We start from the raw sequence: 20599 nt of genomic DNA on the forward strand, positions 1-20599 counted from the left end.
TCATTTTTAGTTCTTCATTTAAATTAAACGTTGGCGATACTCATAATGTCAGCGAATACTCCGGCAGCCGTTACTCCGGCACCGGCGCCGTATCCTTGAATCATCATCGGATATTCTTTATAGCGTTCCGTAGTCAGCAAGATGATGTTGTTGCTGCCTTCCAGTCCGTAGAAAGGATGGTTGGCACCCACTTCCTGAAGTCCGACAGAAGCTTTTCCGTCTTCCAGTTTGGCTACAAAACGCCAATGCTTATGTTCTTTCTCCAATACCTGACGACGGGCTTCAAAGTCTGCATCGAGACTCGGCACCCGTTTCCAGAAGTCATCCAACGAACCTTCGAAGAAGTCGTTCGGAACGAAGAGATTCTTTTCTACGTCTTCCTGTTCGATGCGGTATCCGGCTTCACGCGCCAGAATCACCAGTTTACGGATCACGTCTTTTCCACTCAGGTCGATACGCGGGTCCGGTTCGGAATAACGTTCTTCCTGTGCCATCTTGATGGTGCGGCTGAAAGGAATGTCAGCGCTGATCTTATTAAAGATATAGTTCAATGTACCCGAAAGTACCGCTTCAATCTTCAGTATCTTGTCACCACTATGAATCAGGTCATTGATGGTGTTGATAATCGGAAGTCCCGCACCTACGTTTGTCTCAAACAGGTATTTCACACCACGTTGACGGGCAATCGTTTTCAGTTCGCGATAGTTTTCGTAAGCCGAAGATGCCGCGATCTTATTGGCTGCCACTACGGAAACATTGTGTTGCAGAAGGTCTTTGTAAAGCGATGCAATGTCAGGACTTGCCGTACAATCGACGAATACGGAATTGAAGATATTCATTCCGACTATTTCGTCACGGATGGTCTGCAGATTGCTGTCCTTACCTTTCACTTGCAGTTCTTCACGGAAATTAGCCAGGTCAAATCCCTCACGGCTGAACATTGCTTTCGCTGCATCGATGATACCTACGACATGCAATTTCAGTCCGTTCTCCACCATCAGTTTCTGCTGCTGGCAACGGATCTGCTCTACCAGGCTACCGCCAACCGTACCAATACCACAGATAAAGAGGTTCAATACCTGATATTCGGACAGGAAGAAGGAGTCATGGATAACGTTCAGAGATTTACGCAACGATTTGGAATCGACAACAAAAGAAATGTTGGTTTCCGAAGCTCCCTGCGCACAAGCGATAACATTGATACCATTACGTCCCAGCGTACCGAAAAGCTTACCTGCAATACCCGGTGTATGCTTCATATTCTCGCCAACGATAGCAACCGTAGCCAGATTTCTCTCTGCAAGGATCGGAGAAATCTCTCCCATCTCGATCTCTTTCGCAAATTCCTCGTTCAGCACTTCACAAGCCAGATCGGCATCAGCGTTACGGACACCGATAGAAGTACTGTTTTCGGATGAAGCCTGCGAAACGAGGAACACACTGATTCCATTCTTTGCCAAGGCCTTGAAGATGCGATAGTTTACGCCGATCACACCAACCATACCCAGACCCTGAACCGTGATCAGACTCGTATCGTTGATAGAAGAAATACCTTTAATAGCCTTGCTCTGCGGATTGGAAGTTTCTTGTTTAATAACAGTTCCTACTCCGTCGGGATTGAATGTATTCTTTATAATAATAGGAATATTCTTATGACATACCGGATAGATCGTCGGCGGATAAACCACTTTCGCACCAAAGTTGCAAAGTTCGGTTGCTTCTACATAGCTCAGTTCGGAAATAGTATAAGCAGTTGAAATCACACGCGGATCAGCAGTCATGAAGCCGTCCACATCCGTCCATATCTCCAGACTGTTAGCATCGAGCGCTGCGGCAATAATGGCAGCTGTATAATCCGAACCACCACGACCAAGGTTAGTTACATCTCCCGACACCTTATCCGAAGAAATAAATCCGGGCACCAACGATACTTTCGGAATGGAATGGAAAGTCTCTTTTACTAACTGATTAGTCAGGTCCGCATCGATCGTATGTTTGTTATGTTTCTTTTCAGTCTTGATAAAAGTACGTGAATCAAACCATTTTGCCCCATCAATCAGTTCAGCTACGATGATGGAAGAAAGACGCTCGCCATAGCTGACAATGGTATCCGATGTTTTCGGAGAAAGGTCTCTGATCAGGTAAATACCCTGGAAAATATCCTTCAACTCATTCAGCAATTCGCCAATCTGACGCTGCAATGCCACTTGCCCGGCTCCGGCAGGAATCACTTCCTTAATCATCTCTACATGACGATAGACAATTTCACGGAACTCACCTTCGTAAGCCGAATCTCCGGCTGCCGCCATCTTCGATGTATTAATCAGTTTGTCAGTGATGCCTCCCAATGCGGAAACAACTACAATTACCGGCTCGCCGGCCGACTCTACAATTCTCTTTACACTTAAAATGCTGTTCACGGAACCTACGGATGTTCCGCCGAATTTCATTACTTTCATGAAGATACATATTTAAATACAATCCCCTCGAGTATAGTTATTACAGGGTGATTGGTTGTTTACGAAAAAAATTAAAATTGAGTTTTGCCTACTTACACAGGCGTGAATCACGTAGATACACAAATACTATCCATTAACCCCAAAGGGTCATGGTACACATGGATGTGACTGTATGTGGATAGTACTTCATCATAGTCTCTGTTTCTACCATTGTTTTTGATAAGTGTCGCAAAAGTAATAATAAAAACGTTCAATCTATCACTTTTTTCGGTTTTTTTCTGATAAAAAGAACATCGTGTCTCTTTCCCAGCCGATAAAAGCCCTTCACTTTTATGACATTTTGCTATCCATATATCGTTTATATTATTATATTTGCAAAAACAACAGCATAAAACCAGCATATGACCCCGTTAAATACTTCCGTATTGTTAATATACACCGGTGGAACAATTGGAATGATTGAAAACACCGCAACAGGCGCATTGGAGAGCTTCAACTTCGAGCAACTCCAGAGACATGTCCCCGAATTGCAAAAATTCAACTTCCCGATTGACACTTATCAGTTTGATCCACCAATGGACTCTTCGGACATGGAACCTGATATGTGGAGAAAGCTGGTACGCATCATTCATGAGAACTACGACCGCTATCATGGATTCGTTATCCTGCATGGCACGGATACGATGGCTTATACTGCCTCAGCCCTGAGCTTTATGCTGGAAGGACTGGATAAACCGGTTATCCTCACAGGATCTCAGCTTCCGATAGGGGTACTCCGCACGGATGGAAAGGAAAATCTGATGACGAGTATCGAAATTGCCGCTGCACAAGATAAAGACGGGAAAGCAGTGGTTCCGGAAGTCTGTATCTTCTTCGAGAATCATCTAATGCGGGGGAATCGGACGACGAAAATGAATGCGGAAAACTTCAACGCATTCCGTTCATTCAACTATCCGGTACTGGCAGAAGCGGGTATTCACATTAAATACAATAATGTACATATCCATGTTAATAAGAGCAGGCAGGAATTAATGCCACATTATTTATTGGATACGAATATAGCCGTACTTAAACTATTTCCCGGTATTCAGGAGAACGTGATAGCCACGATTTTAGGAACGAAAGGTTTAAAGGCCGTCGTACTCGAAACATATGGCTCCGGCAATGCACCACGTAAAGAGTGGTTTATCCGCAGGCTCTGCCAAGCCAGCGCACAAGGGATTGTGATTGTAAATGTAACCCAGTGCAACGCCGGAATGGTGGAAATGGAACGTTACGAAACGGGATACCAGCTGTTGCAGGCAGGAGTCGTCTCCGGATATGACAGTACAACAGAATCAGCTGTAACCAAACTGATGTTCTTATTAGGACACGGATATACACCGGATGAAGTCCGCGATCACATGAACCGGTCGATAGCGGGAGAGATCACTCTGTAAGCTTCATCTATTTCTATTAGGCAGGGATAACTTATTTCTAATAAATTATCCCTATTTTTGTACCCTACAAGAAGAAAGGAATCTCAATGGCAAAAGAAAAGACCGTATATGTATGCAGTAACTGCGGGCAGGATTCACCGAAGTGGGTGGGCAAGTGCCCGTCGTGCGGAGAATGGAATACGTATGTAGAAGAGATCGTACGGAAAGAACCGACCAACCGCCGACCGGTATCGGGCATCGAAACGCAGAAAGCAAAACCAATAATCCTTAGTGAGATAGAAGCGGATGATGAACCACGTATCAATATGCATGATGAAGAACTGAATCGTGTATTGGGCGGAGGACTTGTCCCCGGCTCCCTGGTTTTGATCGGTGGCGAACCGGGAATCGGAAAATCGACACTCGTCATGCAGACCGTATTGCGTATGCCGGACAAGAAGATTCTCTATGTATCCGGTGAAGAAAGCGCACGGCAGCTGAAACTGCGTGCCGACCGTCTTTCTGATGTTTCCAGCGACTGCTTCATCGTATGCGAAACTTCACTTGAACATATCTATGTTCATATCAAGAACACAAATCCTGATTTAGTTATCATCGACTCCATACAGACTATTTCCACTGAAAACATAGAATCCTCTCCCGGAAGTATTGCCCAGGTAAGAGAATGTTCGGCATCGATTCTCCGTTTCGCAAAGGAAACACATACACCGGTCCTGCTCATCGGGCATATTAACAAGGAAGGCAGCATTGCAGGTCCAAAAGTGTTGGAGCATATTGTAGATACCGTTCTCCAATTTGAAGGAGATCAGCATTATATGTACCGCATTTTGCGAAGCATCAAAAACCGTTTCGGAAGTACCGCCGAACTGGGCATTTACGAAATGCGTCAGGACGGGTTACGCCAAGTCAGCAATCCTTCGGAACTGCTGTTAAGTCAGGATCATGAAGGCATGAGCGGAGTAGCTATTGCTTCGGCTATCGAAGGGGTACGCCCGTTCCTGATCGAGACACAGGCACTGGTAAGTTCCGCCGTTTATGGAAATCCCCAACGGTCGGCAACCGGATTCGATATACGAAGAATGAATATGCTGCTGGCTGTTCTTGAAAAGCGTGTCGGATTCAAGCTCGCACAGAAAGATGTATTTCTGAATATTGCCGGAGGATTGAAAGTGAACGATCCCGCTATCGACCTGGCAGTGATCAGCGCAATCCTATCTTCCAATATGGATGCCGCTATCGAACCGGAAGTTTGTATGGCGGGAGAAATAGGGCTGTCGGGAGAGATACGCCCCGTAAACCGAATAGAGCAACGCATCGGAGAAGCGGAAAAGTTAGGATTCAAACGATTCCTGCTTCCTAAATACAATCTGCAAGGGATTGATACCCAAAAACTAAAAATAGAATTAGTACCTGTCAGAAAGGTAGAAGAAGCATTCAGAGCACTCTTCGGATAAGTCCGGATGGGCAACCAGCTGTTGCCCGTTCACAAACTAACAGGTACACATCAAACAGTAGACTAATGACACAAGAATACCAACTCCGCATCCTCCCTGAAATCGCAGCAAACGAACAGCGACTGAAAGAATACATTTCGAAAGAAAAAGGTATCAATCTGCGCAATATCAACGCTACCCGAATACTGAAACGAAGTATTGATGCACGCCAGCGGACTATCTTCGTCAATTTAAAGGTGCGGGTATATATCAATGAGATGCCCAAAGAAGATGAATACGAACATACTATATATAATAATGTAGAGGGCAAACCTCAGATTATCGTAGTCGGTGCGGGTCCGGGCGGATTATTCGCTGCTTTACGCCTCATCGAACTCGGATTACGTCCGGTCATTGTGGAGCGGGGAAAAGATGTGCGCGAAAGAAAGAAAGATCTGGCGCAGATCAGCAGAGAGCATACCGTAGACCCGGAATCGAACTATAGCTTTGGTGAAGGAGGTGCAGGAGCGTATTCGGATGGTAAACTTTATACCCGCAGCAAAAAAAGAGGAAATGTAGACAAGATACTGAATGTATTCTGCCAGCACGGAGCTTCTACTTCAATATTAGCCGACGCTCATCCTCATATCGGCACAGATAAGCTTCCGCGTGTGATTGAAAATATGCGGAATACAATCATCGGGTGTGGAGGAGAAGTACATTTCCAGACCAGAATGGACGCACTGATCATTGAAAACGATGAAATCAAAGGTATTGAAACGAATACAGGAAAAGTCTTTCTCGGTCCTGTAATACTGGCAACCGGACATTCTGCAAGGGATGTATATCGCTGGCTGGCTGCCAATGGCGTTACGATGGAAGCCAAAGGAATCGCTGTCGGTGTCCGGCTGGAACATCCGGCAACGCTGATTGACCAGATACAATACCACAATAAGAATGGACGGGGTAAATACCTTCCTGCTGCCGAATACAGTTTTGTAACACAGGCAGAAGGAAGAGGAGTATATAGTTTCTGCATGTGTCCCGGTGGCTTTATTGTCCCTGCCGCCAGTGGACCGGAACAGGTGGTAGTCAACGGTATGTCTCCCTCCAACCGTGGTTCCCGCTGGAGTAATTCGGGAATGGTAGTAGAGATTCAGCCGGAAGACTTAATGAATGGCGAATGGAAAATGGAAAATGGAGAATTGGCTGCGCAACAGAATGAGCGGCTATTGGCCGTTAACCCATTGCTGAGCAGTTCCCAACTCTCGGCTCTCCATGCTCAACTTACTCCCCTTCACTTTCAGGAGGAGTTGGAACGTCAATGCTGGTTGCAGGGGGGCAGACGCCAGACGGCGCCGGCACAACGCATGCTGGACTTTACCCGCAAGAAGTTAAGTTACGATTTACCGGAATCTTCATACAGTCCGGGATTGATTTCTTCTCCACTCCATTTCTGGATGCCGGAGTTTATCAGTAAACGGTTAGCTCTCGGTTTTCAGCAGTTCGGGCGTAGCAGTCATGGCTTCCTTACAAATGAAGCGGTCATGATCGGTGTAGAGACTCGCACTTCCTCACCTGTCCGCATCGTACGAGATAAGGAGACGTTACAGCATGTGAATGTCCGCGGGTTATTCCCCTGCGGAGAAGGTGCGGGATATGCAGGTGGAATTGTCTCGGCAGGAGTAGATGGCGAACGATGTGCGGAAGCGGCAGCTAATTATATAAATCAATAATAAAAACTCTGTGATAAGATGAATAATAAACCCGAAATAGCGATTATTGAATCTAACACCCTTACTTGTCTTGGACTAAAAAGTATATTGGAAGAGATTATTCCAATGGCAACGATTCGTACCTTCCATAGTTTCAGTGAGCTGATAGATGATACCCCGGATATGTATGCTCATTATTTCATCTCAGCACAAATCTATGTTGAACACAATGCCTTCTTCCTTCCCCGAAAACGAAAAACAATTGTACTGGCCAGTGACAGTCCGCAATTCCAGTTGTCGGGCGTGCCGGTACTCAATATTTATGAGCCAGAAGAAAAGCTTGTGAAAAGTCTGCTGAAACTTCATCAACATGCACACCACAACGGTTATCCAGTGAAAGACATGCCCCCGATTGCCCTGCCGGAAGCACATCAGGAAATCTTATCTGCCCGCGAAATAGAAGTGCTTGTATTAATTACCAAAGGATTGATCAATAAAGAAATTGCTGACAAGTTGAACATCAGTCTGACTACTGTCATCACCCACAGAAAAAATATCACGGAAAAACTGGGAATCAAGTCGGTATCAGGATTGACTATCTATGCTGTAATGAATGGATGCATAGAGGCTGACCGGATCTGATTTCTTAAAAAATCAGGCATAATCCTAATAAATGAGGATTGTCCGTCTTATATATTTGCCGTTACTTTGCACCAGACAAATTAACTGCGAATGAAAACAAAGAATATGATGATTGCCCTCGCACTCCTAACAACAGGGACAGCATGGGCTGAAGATTTACCTAAAGATTCTCTAAAAGTAGTGGACATCGAAGAAGTAGTAGTGATTGCTGCTCCAAAAGAGAATCGTAAACTACGCGAGTTACCAACTGCCACAACACTGTTGTCACAACAAGACATGCAGGCAAATCAGGTACAATCTGTGAAAAACCTAACAGGTATTGTTCCTAACCTCTTCATTCCGGATTATGGTTCGAAGCTGACTACTTCTATTTATATTCGCGGAATCGGCTCACGTATCAATACCCCATCTGTGGGACTCTACGTAGATAACATCCCTTATATCGACAAATCAGCTTTCGACTTCAATTATGCCGATATTGAACGTATTGACATACTTCGCGGTCCGCAAGGTACTCTCTATGGACGTAACACAATGGGAGGTCTCATCAAAGTACATACAAAATCACCTTTTACTTATCAAGGTACTGATATCCGAATGGGAGCTGCGACCTATAATAATTACAATGTTTCATTGACACATTATCACCGCATATCCGATCGCTTCGCTTTCTCTACCGGAGGATTTTACGAACATGCAGGCGGTTTCTTCGAAAATATGACTCGGAATAATGAAAAAGTAGACAAAAGTAATGCCGGAGGCGGACGCTTCCGTGGTATCTATATGCCAACATCAAACCTAAAAATCGACATGACACTAAACTATGAATACGGTGACCAAGGCGGTTATCCTTATGAATACACAGGTGTCACTCAAGGAGAAGAGACACGTCCGGAATACATTGGTAAAATAGCCAATAACGAGCGCAGCGGTTATCGGCGGGGATTACTTAATTCGGGAATAAATATAGAATACCAAGCCAGAAACTTTATTCTCAGCGCTGTCACTGGTTATCAGAACCTGAATGACCGTATGTTCCTCGATCAGGATTTCACAGAAAAAGACATCTATACATTGGAACAAAAACAAAGAGCAAATACCATTTCAGAAGAAATCACTTTCAAATCAAAGCCGGGAAATAATTGGCAATGGGCCACTGGAGTTTCCGGGTTTTATCAATGGCTGCATACTACAGGACCTGTACAATTCGGACAGGAGGGAGTCAGATCCGTCATAGAAGATAATGCCAATGAGCAATTCGAAAATATCACAGCCGGTAATCCCAGAGCGCCCAAGATGCATATGAACATCAATAACCAAGGATTAGCTGTAGGAGGTAGTTTTGATACACCAATTTTGAATGGAGCCATCTTCCATCAGTCCACATTTAATAATTTATTTATTAAAGGACTATCTGCAACAGTTGGTTTGAGACTGGATTATGAAAAGCTAAAGATGGACTATAACTCAGTTTCCGATCCTCTTAACTTTGATTTCTCTATCACAATGCCCGGTGCCCCTAAACCCTTCCTTACTTGCGAAGGATTGGAAGGAAATGCATCTTTCATAGGGAAAGAATCTACAGATTACCTTCAGCTACTTCCTAAATTTGCCTTACAATATGAATGGACGAAAGGAAATAGTGTTTACACAACCGTATCCAAAGGATATCGTTCTGGAGGTTATAATATACAGATGTTCTCCGATTTGGCAAAGGGAGGCTTAATGAATTCAGCAATTGAGGCATTGGCAGCCGATCCCAAACTAAGTGCGATGGCAGCAACAATAGAGAGCCAAAAGAAAGAACTCCCCCAAGTGAGTAAAGCTACCCAATACAAACCCGAATACTCCTGGAACTACGAGCTAGGCAGTCATCTCACCTTATGGGAAGGAAAACTTTGGGCAGACCTCGCTGTGTTCTACATGGATACACGCGACCAGCAAATCTCTCAATTTGCGGCAAGCGGCCTGGGACGTATCACGATCAATGCCGGTAAAAGCCGTAGCTACGGTGCAGAAGCATCTCTTCGTGCCAGCCTGACAAACGAACTCAGTCTGAACGCAAGCTATGGATATACGTATGCCACCTTTACCGATTATATTGTCAATGAAGAAGATAAAGATGGTAACCTGACTGTGAAAGCAGACTATAACGGCAAATACGTCCCCTTCGTCCCCAAGCACACACTAAATATCGGAGGAGAATACGCCATCACCTGCAAGCCTCGTTCTATCTTTGACCGGGTGGTTTTCCAAGCAAACTATAACGCAGCCGGACGTATCTACTGGACCGAGCAGAACGATGTCAGCCAAGCCTTCTACGGTACCCTCAACTGGCGTGCAAACCTGGAAATAGGAGACGCAATGATCAGTTTCTGGGCACGTAACTTCCTGGACAAAGACTATGCAGCCTTCTACTTTGAGACGATGAACAAAGGATTCATGCAGAAAGGACGTCCCGCACAATTCGGCATAGACCTCCGTTGCCGGTTCTAAGGTCTGATAACCAAGTCAACTATTGATATACTCCTTTGGAGACATACCAGCACAGCGCTTAAAGAACTTCCCGAAGAAAGATTGATTCGAGAAGTTCAGCTGTTCGCTGATCTGCTGAATAGTCAGTCTGCCTGATTTTAATAACGTCTTGGCTTCCAGTATTACATAAGCATCGATCCATTCTCCTGCCAGTTGCTGACTGATCTTATAAATGACAGTAGAAAGGTACTTAGGAGAAATACACAACAAGTCCGCATAGAACTTCACACTCCGTTCCTTCCGATAATGTTTTTCTACTTCACCAATAAAACGCTGAAAGATTTCCTCTTGACGTGTATGCGAATACTTTGACCGTGACTCTTCTTCCTTCAGCACTATAGGCAGCATTCTATAATACAATATCTGTACATAAGATTGCAGCATCGGAATCCTGTAAGGATGGTCCAGCTCCTGCAAAGTCGCTTTAATGGAGTGATAGACCCCAACAAACGCCATTACTTCCTTTTCCTCTAAAACAAAGCAATGTCTACTCTGCAAACACTTATAAAAAGACATTACCTGAGTCGTCTTTTCGGTGACAGGCATAAAATTGGTCCGGGTAGCTATCATAAATCCCCGAAAGTCATTACTTATAGAAAGTACCTCAAAAATCATCCCCGTGATTATAACACAAAACATGTCCGGACGCAACGTGTATTCTTTCAAAGAAATCCGTACATGCAGCTCTCCTTGCAAACAAAACAGTACCATAGACATTCCCGCCTGAACAGGAAAATCGTTTTGAGGCAACTGCTCCAAAGGTTCGGAGAAAGGGATTTCCATATTATCCGATAACACTATCTCCCCTTTTATAAAAGAAACCATATCCATTTCTGTCAGATGAGAAATATCAAGCAAAAAGATATTATGACCCATATTTTACTAAATTATTAGAGAATTTGACAGCAAATGTAATCGATCCGAAACATAAAACGAGTATGATTCGACCTATTGACCAAAATGCTAGACCTTTTGACCTTGAGCCGATATTTAATCGGGAGGAAGTACGACCATATAGTACCGGGAAAGACGGAAGTACGACGAAATGAATCAAGACATGTAGTTCCAATCCCAGTTTCAACCGTTGGAACAAAGTGTTTCATGCCTTGAAACAAGATGTTTCATGCCTTGAAACAAAGTGTTTCGTACGGTGAAACAAAGTGTTTCAAGCATTTGAAACTGCTTGAAACAACTTATGTCCTGATTATTCGAAGCAACAAGCCTTGATAAAGGGACGATTCATCCTTTATCAAAGAGCAAGTATCCTTTGATAGGCAATACGCTCTGTTCCGTTTTTTACATAAATAATGCCGCAACGCTGAAAGCCGTGTTTCGTCAGAATGTGCTGCATGACTTTATTATCGCGGTGTGTATCCACCCGGATATTTCCGGAGTGTTCAAAGCACCAGTTCAGACAGGCATCCGATACACCTTTCCTTTTGCCGCCGGTAGCCATCCGGTGAATGACTCCGTAGGGTTCATCATTGAGCCATTCACCTTCGTAGATATGCTGATAAGTAGGATCTTCGCCCAATATAAAGCAGAAAGTCCCAAGTATCTCTCCCTGCTCGTCCGTGCAGACAAAGCTATGACCGTCTTCTATCTCCTGACGGATGAATGATTCGGACGGATAACCGTCAATCCATTGAGTTGCATTCCCATTGGCACGCATGAAAGCACGGGCATTATCATAAATCTCCATCACCAAAGGGAGATCTTTCAGTTCGGTAAGTCTGATTTCCATCATTCAGAAGTATTATTCGAAAATGAAACAAGATATAAAGAAAATTATTCATTAATTGCACCGCAATGGGGGCAAACACCTTTTTCTTTCAGCTTCTCCCCGCAATGGCCGCAACGATATTTATAGCCGATATTCCGGTGTACTTTCTTCACAAACACCCAGATAAAGAGTGCGAGGAACAAATAGCCGATATAAATATGCGTCATCAGAATAAAGAAGAAATAGCAGAAAATACAACTGGACATCAGCCCCAACAAATAAAAGACCGCAGCTGCGGGAGTCAACTGCCGGAACAGATCATCGAGTACTGCCAAAGTGACAACCAGAAACAACCAGATGCTCAGCAAAAAGACTGAAAGAATAAAAGGAACTTTAAAGGGGGATAAAGTGGGATTGAAATAGAAATGTTCCCACGTATCCGGTACAAAAACTTGCATGGATTCGTAAATCGTCGCACTGAAAGCCATCAGCAGACAGAGAAACAACGGATAGACACTGTCAATATCATTAAAGTAGACCAACTGCAACTGCTTCCGGCGGAAAGCACGAAACAGATAGACTCCGACAAACAACGCGAAGATGACCATGAAATAAGAAGCATGCGTATTGCTGAAAAAATGGATTGCCTGCGAAATGCTGTCCGTAGGTACAAACGATTCTTTCAGTTCTGCTTCACGTATCCATCCCTGCTCCTCTTGTGTGTGTGCCAGCTTCACCCAGACACTGTCCACACTGTCGGCAGGATGGATGGCAAACTCGGCAACAACCACCCGGTCTCCTTTATACAATGCAATGTATGTATCCTTTATGGGGAGACATTCCATCGTTACAGAATCGGTGATTACTTCCAGATTGGTATTCCATGTATAATGCCGGTCATAAAGATAGTTCAGAGAGTCTTTCGTCTTCTCCGACAACTCCTCGGAAGTAAGATCGGGGCGCCTATAATGACAGGACGAAAGAAGCAGCAAACTCAACAGCAACCCCATGACAGAACAACACAAAGCAGTACGGAGCTTTTCTCTGCCGAAAAGAAACTCCGTAACATTCCGTATATCTCTGTCGGGGAATCGTTTCATTGTGCCGCTTTTACTTTCATTTGACAGTTCTTGCAATCGAATTCAAGACGGAAACGCTTTCCGTCATTCGACACCAGATAGTAAGGCTCCTTATAGGGCGAGCGCACTCGCTGATGGATAGGGCACCAGCCCATGCTATAACGCAAACAATGTTTGCAGAACATCAGCACGGCATCTTCTACCCGTTCCTTTTCATAAGCCTCGGCTACTTGCTGCACTCCATGTTCCCGATAAAAAGAAGCGGCACGGGTATTCATCACGTTTCCTAAATAAGTGAGGGTAGTCTGCGGGAAGGCATGGGTAGTCGGCTTCCAGACAGCCAGTTCCTGACGGTAATTGATTCGCCGGGCAGCAATCAGTTTTTCTATCGCCTGACGGCGGAAGTCCGCCAATACGGAAGCAGGCAGAAACCAGTTCTCCGAAAAAGAAACTTCGATCTTTCTCGCTTCGAAGGGCGTGTTTCCTAATTTAGAAAGTTGTGTCTTCAGGTTATCTGTCTGCGGAGTACGAGCCAGTTCTTTCTCACGGGGCAGAGCAAGCGTAACGCTGTTGTCATCTTCATCCGTCAGCGTCAGAGAGAAACCGAAGTTGTTGTCTGTCAGCAGTATGCTCACAGCCATCTTCCGCTCGGCTGATTTACGGGAAAGGATACGTTCAAACTCCTGGTCGAAGTTGCGGTAGAGCTTGGTACGGGGTTTGATGCGAGGCATTTCCTGGGGATAGAGCTTGTTTCCGTCCACCCGGTTGACCCGGAATCCCTGCAAGCGTCCTTGCTCGTCAATATAGCAGACACCGTCTCCGTTATTAAATGATTTCAGTCCGGCAACAGTCAGAAAGTTGCCGCGTGCTTCTTTCATTGTACCCATTTCCTCTCCCAACGATTTCGGAGTATCGAACGAAAAGATATCCTCACTACGTCCATGCAGGAAGTAATGAGTAAATCCACGGCTGAAACTCTTGTCCAACTGTGGTTTGAACTCGAAACTACAAGTACCGGAAGAGGCACGCACATATTCCGGTCGGCGGGCAATGATGGCATCCAGCTTCTGACGATAAGCAGCTGCGACATTCTTCACATAAGACACATCTTTCAGACGGCCCTCTATCTTGAATGATGATGCGCCGGCATCCAGCAGTTGTTCCAGTTCGTCACTCTGGTTCATATCTTTCAGAGAGAGCAAGTGCTTGTCTTTCACCATCACTTTCCCGTCCGAATCGACAAGACTGAAAGGCAGCCGACAGAACTGAGCACATTCTCCCCGGTTCGCACTGCGTCCGAAACAAGCCTGACTAACGTAACACTGACCGCTATAGCTTACACAAAGCGCACCATGTACAAATACTTCCAACGGAACTTCGGGACAGGTCTCATGTATCTTCTTTATTTCACGAATCGACAGTTCCCGCGCCAGAACCACCTGACGGAAACCTGCTTCCCAAAGGAATTTCACCTTCTCCGGTGTGCGATTGTCCATCTGTGTACTGGCATGGAGAGGAATCGGAGGAAGATTCAGTTTCGTAATTCCCATATCCTGCACAATCAGAGCATCCACACCTATCCCATACAGGGCATGAATCATCTCTTCCGTCTCTTCCAGTTCCTCTTCTTTCAGAATCGTATTGACGGTGACATAGATACGGGCATTATACAAATGAGCATGTTTCACCAATGCTTCAATATCTTCCAGAGAATTCACAGCTGCTGCACGGGCACCAAACTTAGGTGCACCGATATACACGGCATCTGCTCCATGATTGATAGCCTCGATACCACATTCCAGATTCTTCGCCGGAGCGAGAAGTTCTATTTTACGCTGCCTGATCATTCAATATCATTAATGTTGTAAGGTGTTTCCTGATAAACAAAGTAGTTCAGCCAGTTGGAGAACAAGAGGTTAGCGTGAGCACGCCAACGTACCAGCGGACCTTTCTCTGGATCATCATCTACGTAATAGTTACGAGGAATTTCTATCGGCAAGCCTTTACCCAGATCCCGACGATATTCCGTATCCAAGGTATAAGGAGAATATTCAGAATGTCCGGTCACGAAGAACTCACGTCCGCCACGTGCCATAGCCATATAAACGCCCGCATCTTTCGATTCGGAAAGTAATGTCAGTTCGGGAACTTTCAGGATATCCTCCCTGCGTACTTCCGTATGACGGCTATGCGGCACATAAAAGCAATCATCGAACCCACGGAAGATAGAATGGAAAGGCTGCAGCACCCGATGTTCAAAGATGCCGAACATTTTCTGATTTAACGGATACTTGGGCACACCATAATGATGATACAGCCCGGCCTGTGCAGCCCAGCATATATATAAAGTAGATGTCACGTGCGTACGTGCCCAATCAAATATCTCGGTAATCTCATCCCAATAAGTCACCTCCTCGAAGTCCATCTGTTCCACAGGAGCACCGGTGATGATCATGCCGTCGTATTTCTCGTTACGCATTTGCTCAAAGTCTGTGTAGAACGTCTGCATATGTTCTATCGGCGTGTTCTTGGAAGTATGACTCTTGATCTTCATAAACGAGATTTCTACCTGAAGAGGCGTATTGGAGAGCAACCGCACCAAATCCGTTTCCGTTGTTATTTTCAACGGCATCAGGTTCAGAATCACAATCCGCAACGGACGAATATCCTGCTGCGTAGCACGCGAAGTATCAATTACGAAAATATTCTCTTCCTTCAATAATTCTATTGCAGGGAGCTTATCGGGTAAATTTAAAGGCATAATCGCTATATATTAGTAATTTGGCTGCAAAAATACGAAAAATATAGCATATATCAGGGAGGTTGCTTATTTAGAAGACGTACAAATTAAGTCAATTTAATCAAAGAAGCATACCAAGTAATGAATAAAAGCTTTATTTTTGCCGAACGAATTAGTACTAATAATTTAAATCTTAAAAAAATGGCTTACGTAATTAGTGACGATTGTATTGCTTGCGGAACTTGTATTGACGAGTGTCCTGTAGAAGCTATCTCTGAAGGTGATATCTATTCTATCAACCCGGATGTATGTACTGACTGTGGAACTTGCGCAGACGTTTGCCCGTCTGAAGCTATTCACCCGGCTGAATAATACAATCTACAAAAGAGTATGGGGCTGTGTCAAAACTAAGGCACATCCCCTTCTTTTTTTAATATAAAATAGTCGTTCCTCTTTTTTGTCTATGCGACTATTTTTTCAGTAATTAGGTAATAAGGCTTAATATTCGTCGTATTTTGAGTCACACGTGGTCTGATAAAGATAAATATAGTGTGTGCACTCCTTCTCTTTCCTGCTTTTAGTAGTTTTGTACACATCTTTTTGATATTAAAAGCTATAGCAAAGAAGGCAAAGTCCATTGTAACCTTGTCTTCTCCCACATGCCGGAACCTTTTGTATGCCATGTTGTGTTTCATTTGTCCAAAAACTGCTTCCGGTTCTATACATCGCCTTCCCCTATGCCTGATGCCTTCTTCCGAGAGTAACCTTTCCCGTGCCTGCCGTTTGTATTGGTTTAACCGGTGGTTGACTTCTATCATACGGTTCCCCCGAGCTTTAAAGCAACTGCCACACAAAGGACACCCTTCACATCTTTGTGCTTTATATCGGGCACTTTCGGTGATGTATCCGCTTGCTGTTTTGTCACGTCTAGTTCCTATACGGTTCATGTGCTGCCCCATAGGACAAACGTAATAATCCTCCCCCGCATTGTAATGGAGACTCTCCGCATGGAATGGATTGGGGGTATAACGGGGACGCTGTTCTTTATGGAAGTAGTTGTACTTGACAAAGGCTTCTATCCCATTATCTTGCATGAACCGATAATTTTCTTCCGAGCCGTAACCGGAGTCTGCCACACCGACAGTTGGTAAGCGGTTATAGCGTTGCTCAAAGGAGTGGAAGAAAGGTATGAGGGTCAGTGTGTCGGTTGGGTTGGGAAACAGTCGGAAGTCTATGAGGAATTGGTTCTCGGTACCTATTTGCAGATTATATCCGGGTTTGGTCTGTCCGTTTCTCATGGCGTCTTCTTTCATGCGCATGAAGGTGGCATCAGGATCGGTCTTGGAGTAGGAGTTGCGTTCTCCAAGAGTATCAAGATGGTTGTCGTATTCTATCAACTTGTCACGGTACTCCTCAAGTTCCCGGACCTGTTTCTTCTTTTCCCGGATGACCTTCTTTTGTTCCTTGTCCTTTGTTACAGGATGGTGTTCCAGCACCTCTTTAAGTTCATTCACTATATCTGAGAGCATGGCGGGAGTGAACTCTACGGGTGTATCTTTCATGGAGTTCTCTTGGGCTATGACTTCATCCACCTGCTCCAGGAGAATGCGGATCTTATCCATCAGCTTTGTACGGTTCTTTTCGACTGTCTTGCGCCAGACAAAAGTATATTTGTTGGCTTTGGACTCAATCTTGGTACCGTCGATATACTCTACGTCAAGGCTGATGAAACCTTTGTCGGCAAGGACAAGAACCAACTGCGTGAATACGGTATTTATTTCCTCTTTTACACGGTTTCGAAAACGGTTGATGGTAATAAAATCCGGATGTTCATTACCGGAAAGCCAGATATAATGAATATCACGTAGGAGAAGCTTCTCTATTTTGCGGCACGAATAGATATTGTTCATGTAGGCGTAGATAATCACCTTAAGCATCATTTTAGGATGATAAGGACAACGACCGGTTGCTTTATAAAGCTTCTTGAAATTGTCAAGATTGAGATTATCAACAACAGTATTAACTATGCGAACCGGATCGTTCGCTGCTATGTTTTCATCAATTCTTCCGGGAAAAAGAACTGTTTGGTTGGGAAGGTAAGGACGAAAATGTAACTTTGCCATAACGAAAAACTTTATGCCTAAAGATACAAAAACTTTGGGTAATAACAAAGCCCGGGCTTGTGAAAGTCTGGGCTTTGTGCATAAAAAAAGGTTGTGCCAGCGTTTTGACACAACCTCTTTTTTATTTTATTCCTTCGGACAAAAGGAAAAACACATAAAAAAACGGCAGACTATTTCCTGAAAAGAAAAAAGTCTACCGTTCTTATTATATAAGATTGCTTACTTCAATTTAGCCAATGCTTCTTTGATTCGGCGAATAGCTTCTGCAATATTTTCATCGCTTGTAGCATAGCTCATACGAATGCATTCGGGAGCACCAAAAGAAGCGCCGCCTACACAAGCTACATGAGCTTCTTCGAGCAGATACATCGCCAGGTCATCCGAATCTTCAATCTTACGTTCACCATTACTCTTTCCGAAGAAGTAGCTACATTTCGGGAACAGATAGAAAGCACCCTGCGGTACGTTCACCTCGAATCCCGGAACCTCTTTCGCCAACTTCACAATCAGGTCGCGACGACGTTCAAATGCTTTCTGCATTTCTTTCACCGGTTCCTGTGTACCTGTATATGCAGCTTCAGCAGCTTTCTGAGATACAGAACAAGGACCCGAAGTGTACTGACCCTGCAACTTATTGCAAGCTTTCACAATCCATTCCGGACCGGCGATAAAACCAATTCTCCATCCAGTCATGGCATACGCCTTAGATACACCGTTCACAATCACTGTACGTTCCTTCATTTCCGGGAACTGAGCGATACTTTGATGTGCACCGATATAATTAATATGTTCGTAAATTTCGTCGGCAATAACCACTACTTGCGGATACTTGGCCAATACGGCTGCCAATCCTGCCAGTTCTTCTTTACTATACACCGAACCTGTCGGGTTAGACGGAGAACAAAGAATCAAAGCTTTGGTTTTCGGAGTAATAGCAGCTTCCAGTTGTTCCGGAGTAATCTTGAAATCTTGTTCAATGCCGGCAGAAACGATAACAGGAGTACCTTCTGCCATCTTCACCATTTCCGGATAGCTTACCCAGTAAGGGGCCGGTACAATCACTTCATCACCCGGATTTACCAAAACCAGGATAGTGTTGCAAACAGATTGTTTGGCACCATTCGCACAAGAAATCTGAGCGGCAGTATATTCAAGACCGTTCTCTTTTTTCAGCTTCTCAACAATCGCATTGCGTAAAGCCGGATAACCCGGTACCGGAGAGTAGCGAGAAAAGTTATCATCAATGGCTTTTTTCGCAGCTTCTTTGATGTGATCAGGAGTATTAAAATCCGGTTCTCCTACACTTAAGTTAATAACATCAACACCCTGCGCTTTGAGTTCATTGCTCTTTTGCGACATGGCAAGTGTCGCCGATGGCGACAAGCTGTTCAAACGGTCTGATAATTGATTCATTTTGTATCTATTTTATTGTTGTTGAGTGAAAATCGTTGCAAAATAAGCGATAATATTCGATATATAAAAACAAAATGGCATTTTACTTATTAAAATGTAAAGTATGTCCCATTCTTTCCTTCTTTGTTCTCAAGTATCGCTCATTGTAGGGGTTAGGAACTGTTTCAACAGGTACATTTTCCACAATCTCCAATCCATAGGCTTCGAGTCCTACACGTTTCACCGGATTATTTGTCAAAAGTTTCATTTTATGCACTCCCAGTTCACGAAGAATCTGAGCTCCTACTCCATAGTCACGCTCATCCGCCAGGTGTCCCAGGCAAACATTGGCATCCACAGTATCCATTCCGTCTTCCTGAAGTTTATATGCTTTCATTTTCTCCATCAAGCCGATACCACGACCTTCCTGATTCAGATAAACAATCACACCTTTTCCCGCTGCATCTATCATTTCCATCGCTTTATGCAACTGTTCGCCACAGTCACAGCGTCTGGAACCAAAGATATCACCGGTAGCACAAGAAGAATGCACACGCACCAAGATCGGTTCGTCCTCATTCCAAGTTCCCTTGAATAAAGCAACATGTTCCAAACCATTTGATTTCTGACGGAAAGGAATCAGACGGAACATACCATGTTCGGTCGGCATATTTACCTCAACACCTTTTTCTACAATCGATTCCTGTTTCAAACGATAAGCAATCAAATCATGAATGGAAATCAGTTTCAATCCATGTTCATCAGCCATTGCACGAAGTTCCGGCAGACGTGCCATTGTACCGTCATCGCTCATTATTTCCATCAAAGCGCCTGCGGGGTAAAGTCCGGCAAGACGTGCCATGTCAATGGTAGCTTCCGTATGTCCGGCACGACGAAGCACTCCTTTTTCCTGTGCATACAACGGATTGATATGTCCGGGACGTCCAAAAGTGGCCGGTGTAGAAGCCGGGTCAGCCAATGCCAGGATAGTGGCAGCACGATCGGAAGCAGAAACTCCGGTACTGCAACCTTCCAGCTTATCGATTGTCACCGTAAAAGGAGTACCCAATACAGAAGTATTATCACTGACCTGATGCGGCAAATCCAGTTCTTTACAACGAGACACAGTGACAGGAGCACAAAGTACACCACGTGCATGTTTCAACATGAAATTAACTTTCTCAGGAGTTATCTTTTCGGCAGCTATGATTAAATCACCCTCATTCTCACGATCTTCATCATCCACTACAATGACAAACTTGCCTTCTTTGAAATCAGCAATCGCATCTTCTATTCTATCCATTTTAATCTCTTCCATA

15 protein-coding genes are annotated in these 20599 nt (G+C 44.4%); 6 read left to right on the plus strand and 9 right to left on the minus strand.

The window, feature by feature from the left end; all coding sequences use genetic code 11:
* Positions 1 to 23: 23 nt before the first annotated feature.
* Complete coding sequence (gene thrA / locus K6V30_RS01615; RefSeq protein ID WP_010535416.1) at positions 24 to 2459, minus strand: bifunctional aspartate kinase/homoserine dehydrogenase I; 2436 nt, start codon at positions 2457 to 2459, stop codon at positions 24 to 26.
* Positions 2460 to 2860: 401 nt separating this feature from the next.
* Here thrA and K6V30_RS01620 point away from each other — a divergent pair, with 401 nt between their 5' ends.
* From K6V30_RS01620 to K6V30_RS01640, 5 genes are all read left to right on the plus strand, one after another.
* The gene (locus K6V30_RS01620; protein WP_055270480.1) at positions 2861 to 3898 is read left to right on the plus strand and encodes an asparaginase; all 1038 of its coding nucleotides are present in this window, start codon (positions 2861 to 2863) and stop codon (positions 3896 to 3898) included.
* Between the two features lie 86 nt (positions 3899 to 3984).
* Positions 3985 to 5352 (plus strand): DNA repair protein RadA, encoded by a 1368-nt coding sequence (gene radA, locus K6V30_RS01625; protein WP_010535418.1) that lies wholly within the window; start codon positions 3985 to 3987, stop codon positions 5350 to 5352.
* A 65-nt stretch (positions 5353 to 5417) separates the two neighbouring features.
* The gene (locus K6V30_RS01630; protein ID WP_055270482.1) at positions 5418 to 7067 is read left to right on the plus strand and encodes an NAD(P)/FAD-dependent oxidoreductase; all 1650 of its coding nucleotides are present in this window, start codon (positions 5418 to 5420) and stop codon (positions 7065 to 7067) included.
* A gap of 18 nt (positions 7068 to 7085) precedes the next feature.
* Positions 7086 to 7688, plus strand: coding sequence for a response regulator transcription factor (locus K6V30_RS01635; RefSeq protein WP_055270484.1), 603 nt, complete (start codon positions 7086 to 7088; stop codon positions 7686 to 7688).
* Positions 7689 to 7778: 90 nt separating this feature from the next.
* Entirely contained in the window at positions 7779 to 10184 is a 2406-nt protein-coding gene (locus K6V30_RS01640; protein WP_055270486.1) for a TonB-dependent receptor, read from the plus strand.
* A 15-nt stretch (positions 10185 to 10199) separates the two neighbouring features.
* Here K6V30_RS01640 and K6V30_RS01645 read toward each other — a convergent pair whose 3' ends face one another.
* The 5 genes from K6V30_RS01645 to metA all read right to left on the minus strand — a co-directional run bounded on the left by K6V30_RS01645 (position 10200) and on the right by metA (position 15786).
* Positions 10200 to 11099 carry a helix-turn-helix domain-containing protein gene (locus K6V30_RS01645; RefSeq protein WP_010535422.1) on the minus strand — a complete coding sequence of 300 codons (900 nt, stop codon included), beginning with the start codon at positions 11097 to 11099 and terminating at the stop codon, positions 10200 to 10202.
* Positions 11100 to 11472: 373 nt separating this feature from the next.
* Positions 11473 to 11967, minus strand: a complete 495-nt coding sequence (locus tag K6V30_RS01650; RefSeq protein ID WP_029425011.1) for a GNAT family N-acetyltransferase — start codon at positions 11965 to 11967, stop codon at positions 11473 to 11475.
* A gap of 44 nt (positions 11968 to 12011) precedes the next feature.
* Positions 12012 to 13046, minus strand: a complete 1035-nt coding sequence (locus K6V30_RS01655) for a zinc ribbon domain-containing protein (protein WP_055270488.1) — start codon at positions 13044 to 13046, stop codon at positions 12012 to 12014.
* Positions 13043 to 14872 carry a peptidase U32 family protein gene (locus K6V30_RS01660; protein WP_055270490.1) on the minus strand — a complete coding sequence of 610 codons (1830 nt, stop codon included), beginning with the start codon at positions 14870 to 14872 and terminating at the stop codon, positions 13043 to 13045. Before K6V30_RS01660 ends, K6V30_RS01655 begins: the two co-directional genes overlap by 4 nt.
* Positions 14869 to 15786 (minus strand): homoserine O-acetyltransferase MetA, encoded by a 918-nt coding sequence (gene metA, locus K6V30_RS01665; protein WP_010535426.1) that lies wholly within the window; start codon positions 15784 to 15786, stop codon positions 14869 to 14871. The genes K6V30_RS01660 and metA overlap by 4 nt, the downstream gene beginning before the upstream one ends.
* Positions 15787 to 15966: 180 nt before the next feature.
* On the opposite strand from metA, the gene K6V30_RS01670 reads away from it, so the two are divergent.
* Positions 15967 to 16137 carry a DUF362 domain-containing protein gene (locus K6V30_RS01670; RefSeq protein ID WP_002559159.1) on the plus strand — a complete coding sequence of 57 codons (171 nt, stop codon included), beginning with the start codon at positions 15967 to 15969 and terminating at the stop codon, positions 16135 to 16137.
* 89 nt (positions 16138 to 16226) lie between these two features.
* Here the strand turns inward: K6V30_RS01670 and K6V30_RS01675 are convergent, their stop codons facing one another.
* From K6V30_RS01675 to K6V30_RS01685, 3 genes are all read right to left on the minus strand, one after another.
* A complete protein-coding gene (locus K6V30_RS01675; protein WP_224207241.1) occupies positions 16227 to 17888 on the minus strand; it encodes an IS1182-like element ISBthe2 family transposase in 1662 nt (553 codons plus the stop codon).
* Between the two features lie 219 nt (positions 17889 to 18107).
* Positions 18108 to 19301, minus strand: a complete 1194-nt coding sequence (locus tag K6V30_RS01680; protein WP_010535427.1) for a pyridoxal phosphate-dependent aminotransferase — start codon at positions 19299 to 19301, stop codon at positions 18108 to 18110.
* Positions 19302 to 19383: 82 nt separating this feature from the next.
* Complete coding sequence (locus K6V30_RS01685) at positions 19384 to 20598, minus strand: bifunctional 3,4-dihydroxy-2-butanone-4-phosphate synthase/GTP cyclohydrolase II (protein WP_055271664.1); 1215 nt, start codon at positions 20596 to 20598, stop codon at positions 19384 to 19386.
* Position 20599: the final 1 nt, after the last annotated feature.

The organism is Bacteroides faecis, from assembly GCF_020091505.1.
GTDB classification, from domain to species: Bacteria; Bacteroidota; Bacteroidia; order Bacteroidales; family Bacteroidaceae; genus Bacteroides; species Bacteroides faecis.

Coding starts and splice junctions, on each gene's coding strand:
- K6V30_RS01670 (WP_002559159.1), top strand. CDS start 15,967: ATGGCTTACGTAATTAGTGACGATTGTATTGCTTGCGGAACTTGTATT.
- K6V30_RS01685 (WP_055271664.1), bottom strand. CDS start 20,598: ATGGAAGAGATTAAAATGGATAGAATAGAAGATGCGATTGCTGATTTC.
- K6V30_RS01630 (WP_055270482.1), top strand. CDS start 5,418: ATGACACAAGAATACCAACTCCGCATCCTCCCTGAAATCGCAGCAAAC.
- K6V30_RS01660 (WP_055270490.1), bottom strand. CDS start 14,872: ATGATCAGGCAGCGTAAAATAGAACTTCTCGCTCCGGCGAAGAATCTG.
- K6V30_RS01620 (WP_055270480.1), top strand. CDS start 2,861: ATGACCCCGTTAAATACTTCCGTATTGTTAATATACACCGGTGGAACA.
- K6V30_RS01645 (WP_010535422.1), bottom strand. CDS start 11,099: ATGGGTCATAATATCTTTTTGCTTGATATTTCTCATCTGACAGAAATG.
- metA (WP_010535426.1), bottom strand. CDS start 15,786: ATGCCTTTAAATTTACCCGATAAGCTCCCTGCAATAGAATTATTGAAG.
- K6V30_RS01635 (WP_055270484.1), top strand. CDS start 7,086: ATGAATAATAAACCCGAAATAGCGATTATTGAATCTAACACCCTTACT.
- radA (WP_010535418.1), top strand. CDS start 3,985: ATGGCAAAAGAAAAGACCGTATATGTATGCAGTAACTGCGGGCAGGAT.
- thrA (WP_010535416.1), bottom strand. CDS start 2,459: ATGAAAGTAATGAAATTCGGCGGAACATCCGTAGGTTCCGTGAACAGC.
- K6V30_RS01650 (WP_029425011.1), bottom strand. CDS start 11,967: ATGGAAATCAGACTTACCGAACTGAAAGATCTCCCTTTGGTGATGGAG.
- K6V30_RS01640 (WP_055270486.1), top strand. CDS start 7,779: ATGAAAACAAAGAATATGATGATTGCCCTCGCACTCCTAACAACAGGG.
- K6V30_RS01655 (WP_055270488.1), bottom strand. CDS start 13,046: ATGAAACGATTCCCCGACAGAGATATACGGAATGTTACGGAGTTTCTT.
- K6V30_RS01675 (WP_224207241.1), bottom strand. CDS start 17,888: ATGGCAAAGTTACATTTTCGTCCTTACCTTCCCAACCAAACAGTTCTT.
- K6V30_RS01680 (WP_010535427.1), bottom strand. CDS start 19,301: ATGAATCAATTATCAGACCGTTTGAACAGCTTGTCGCCATCGGCGACA.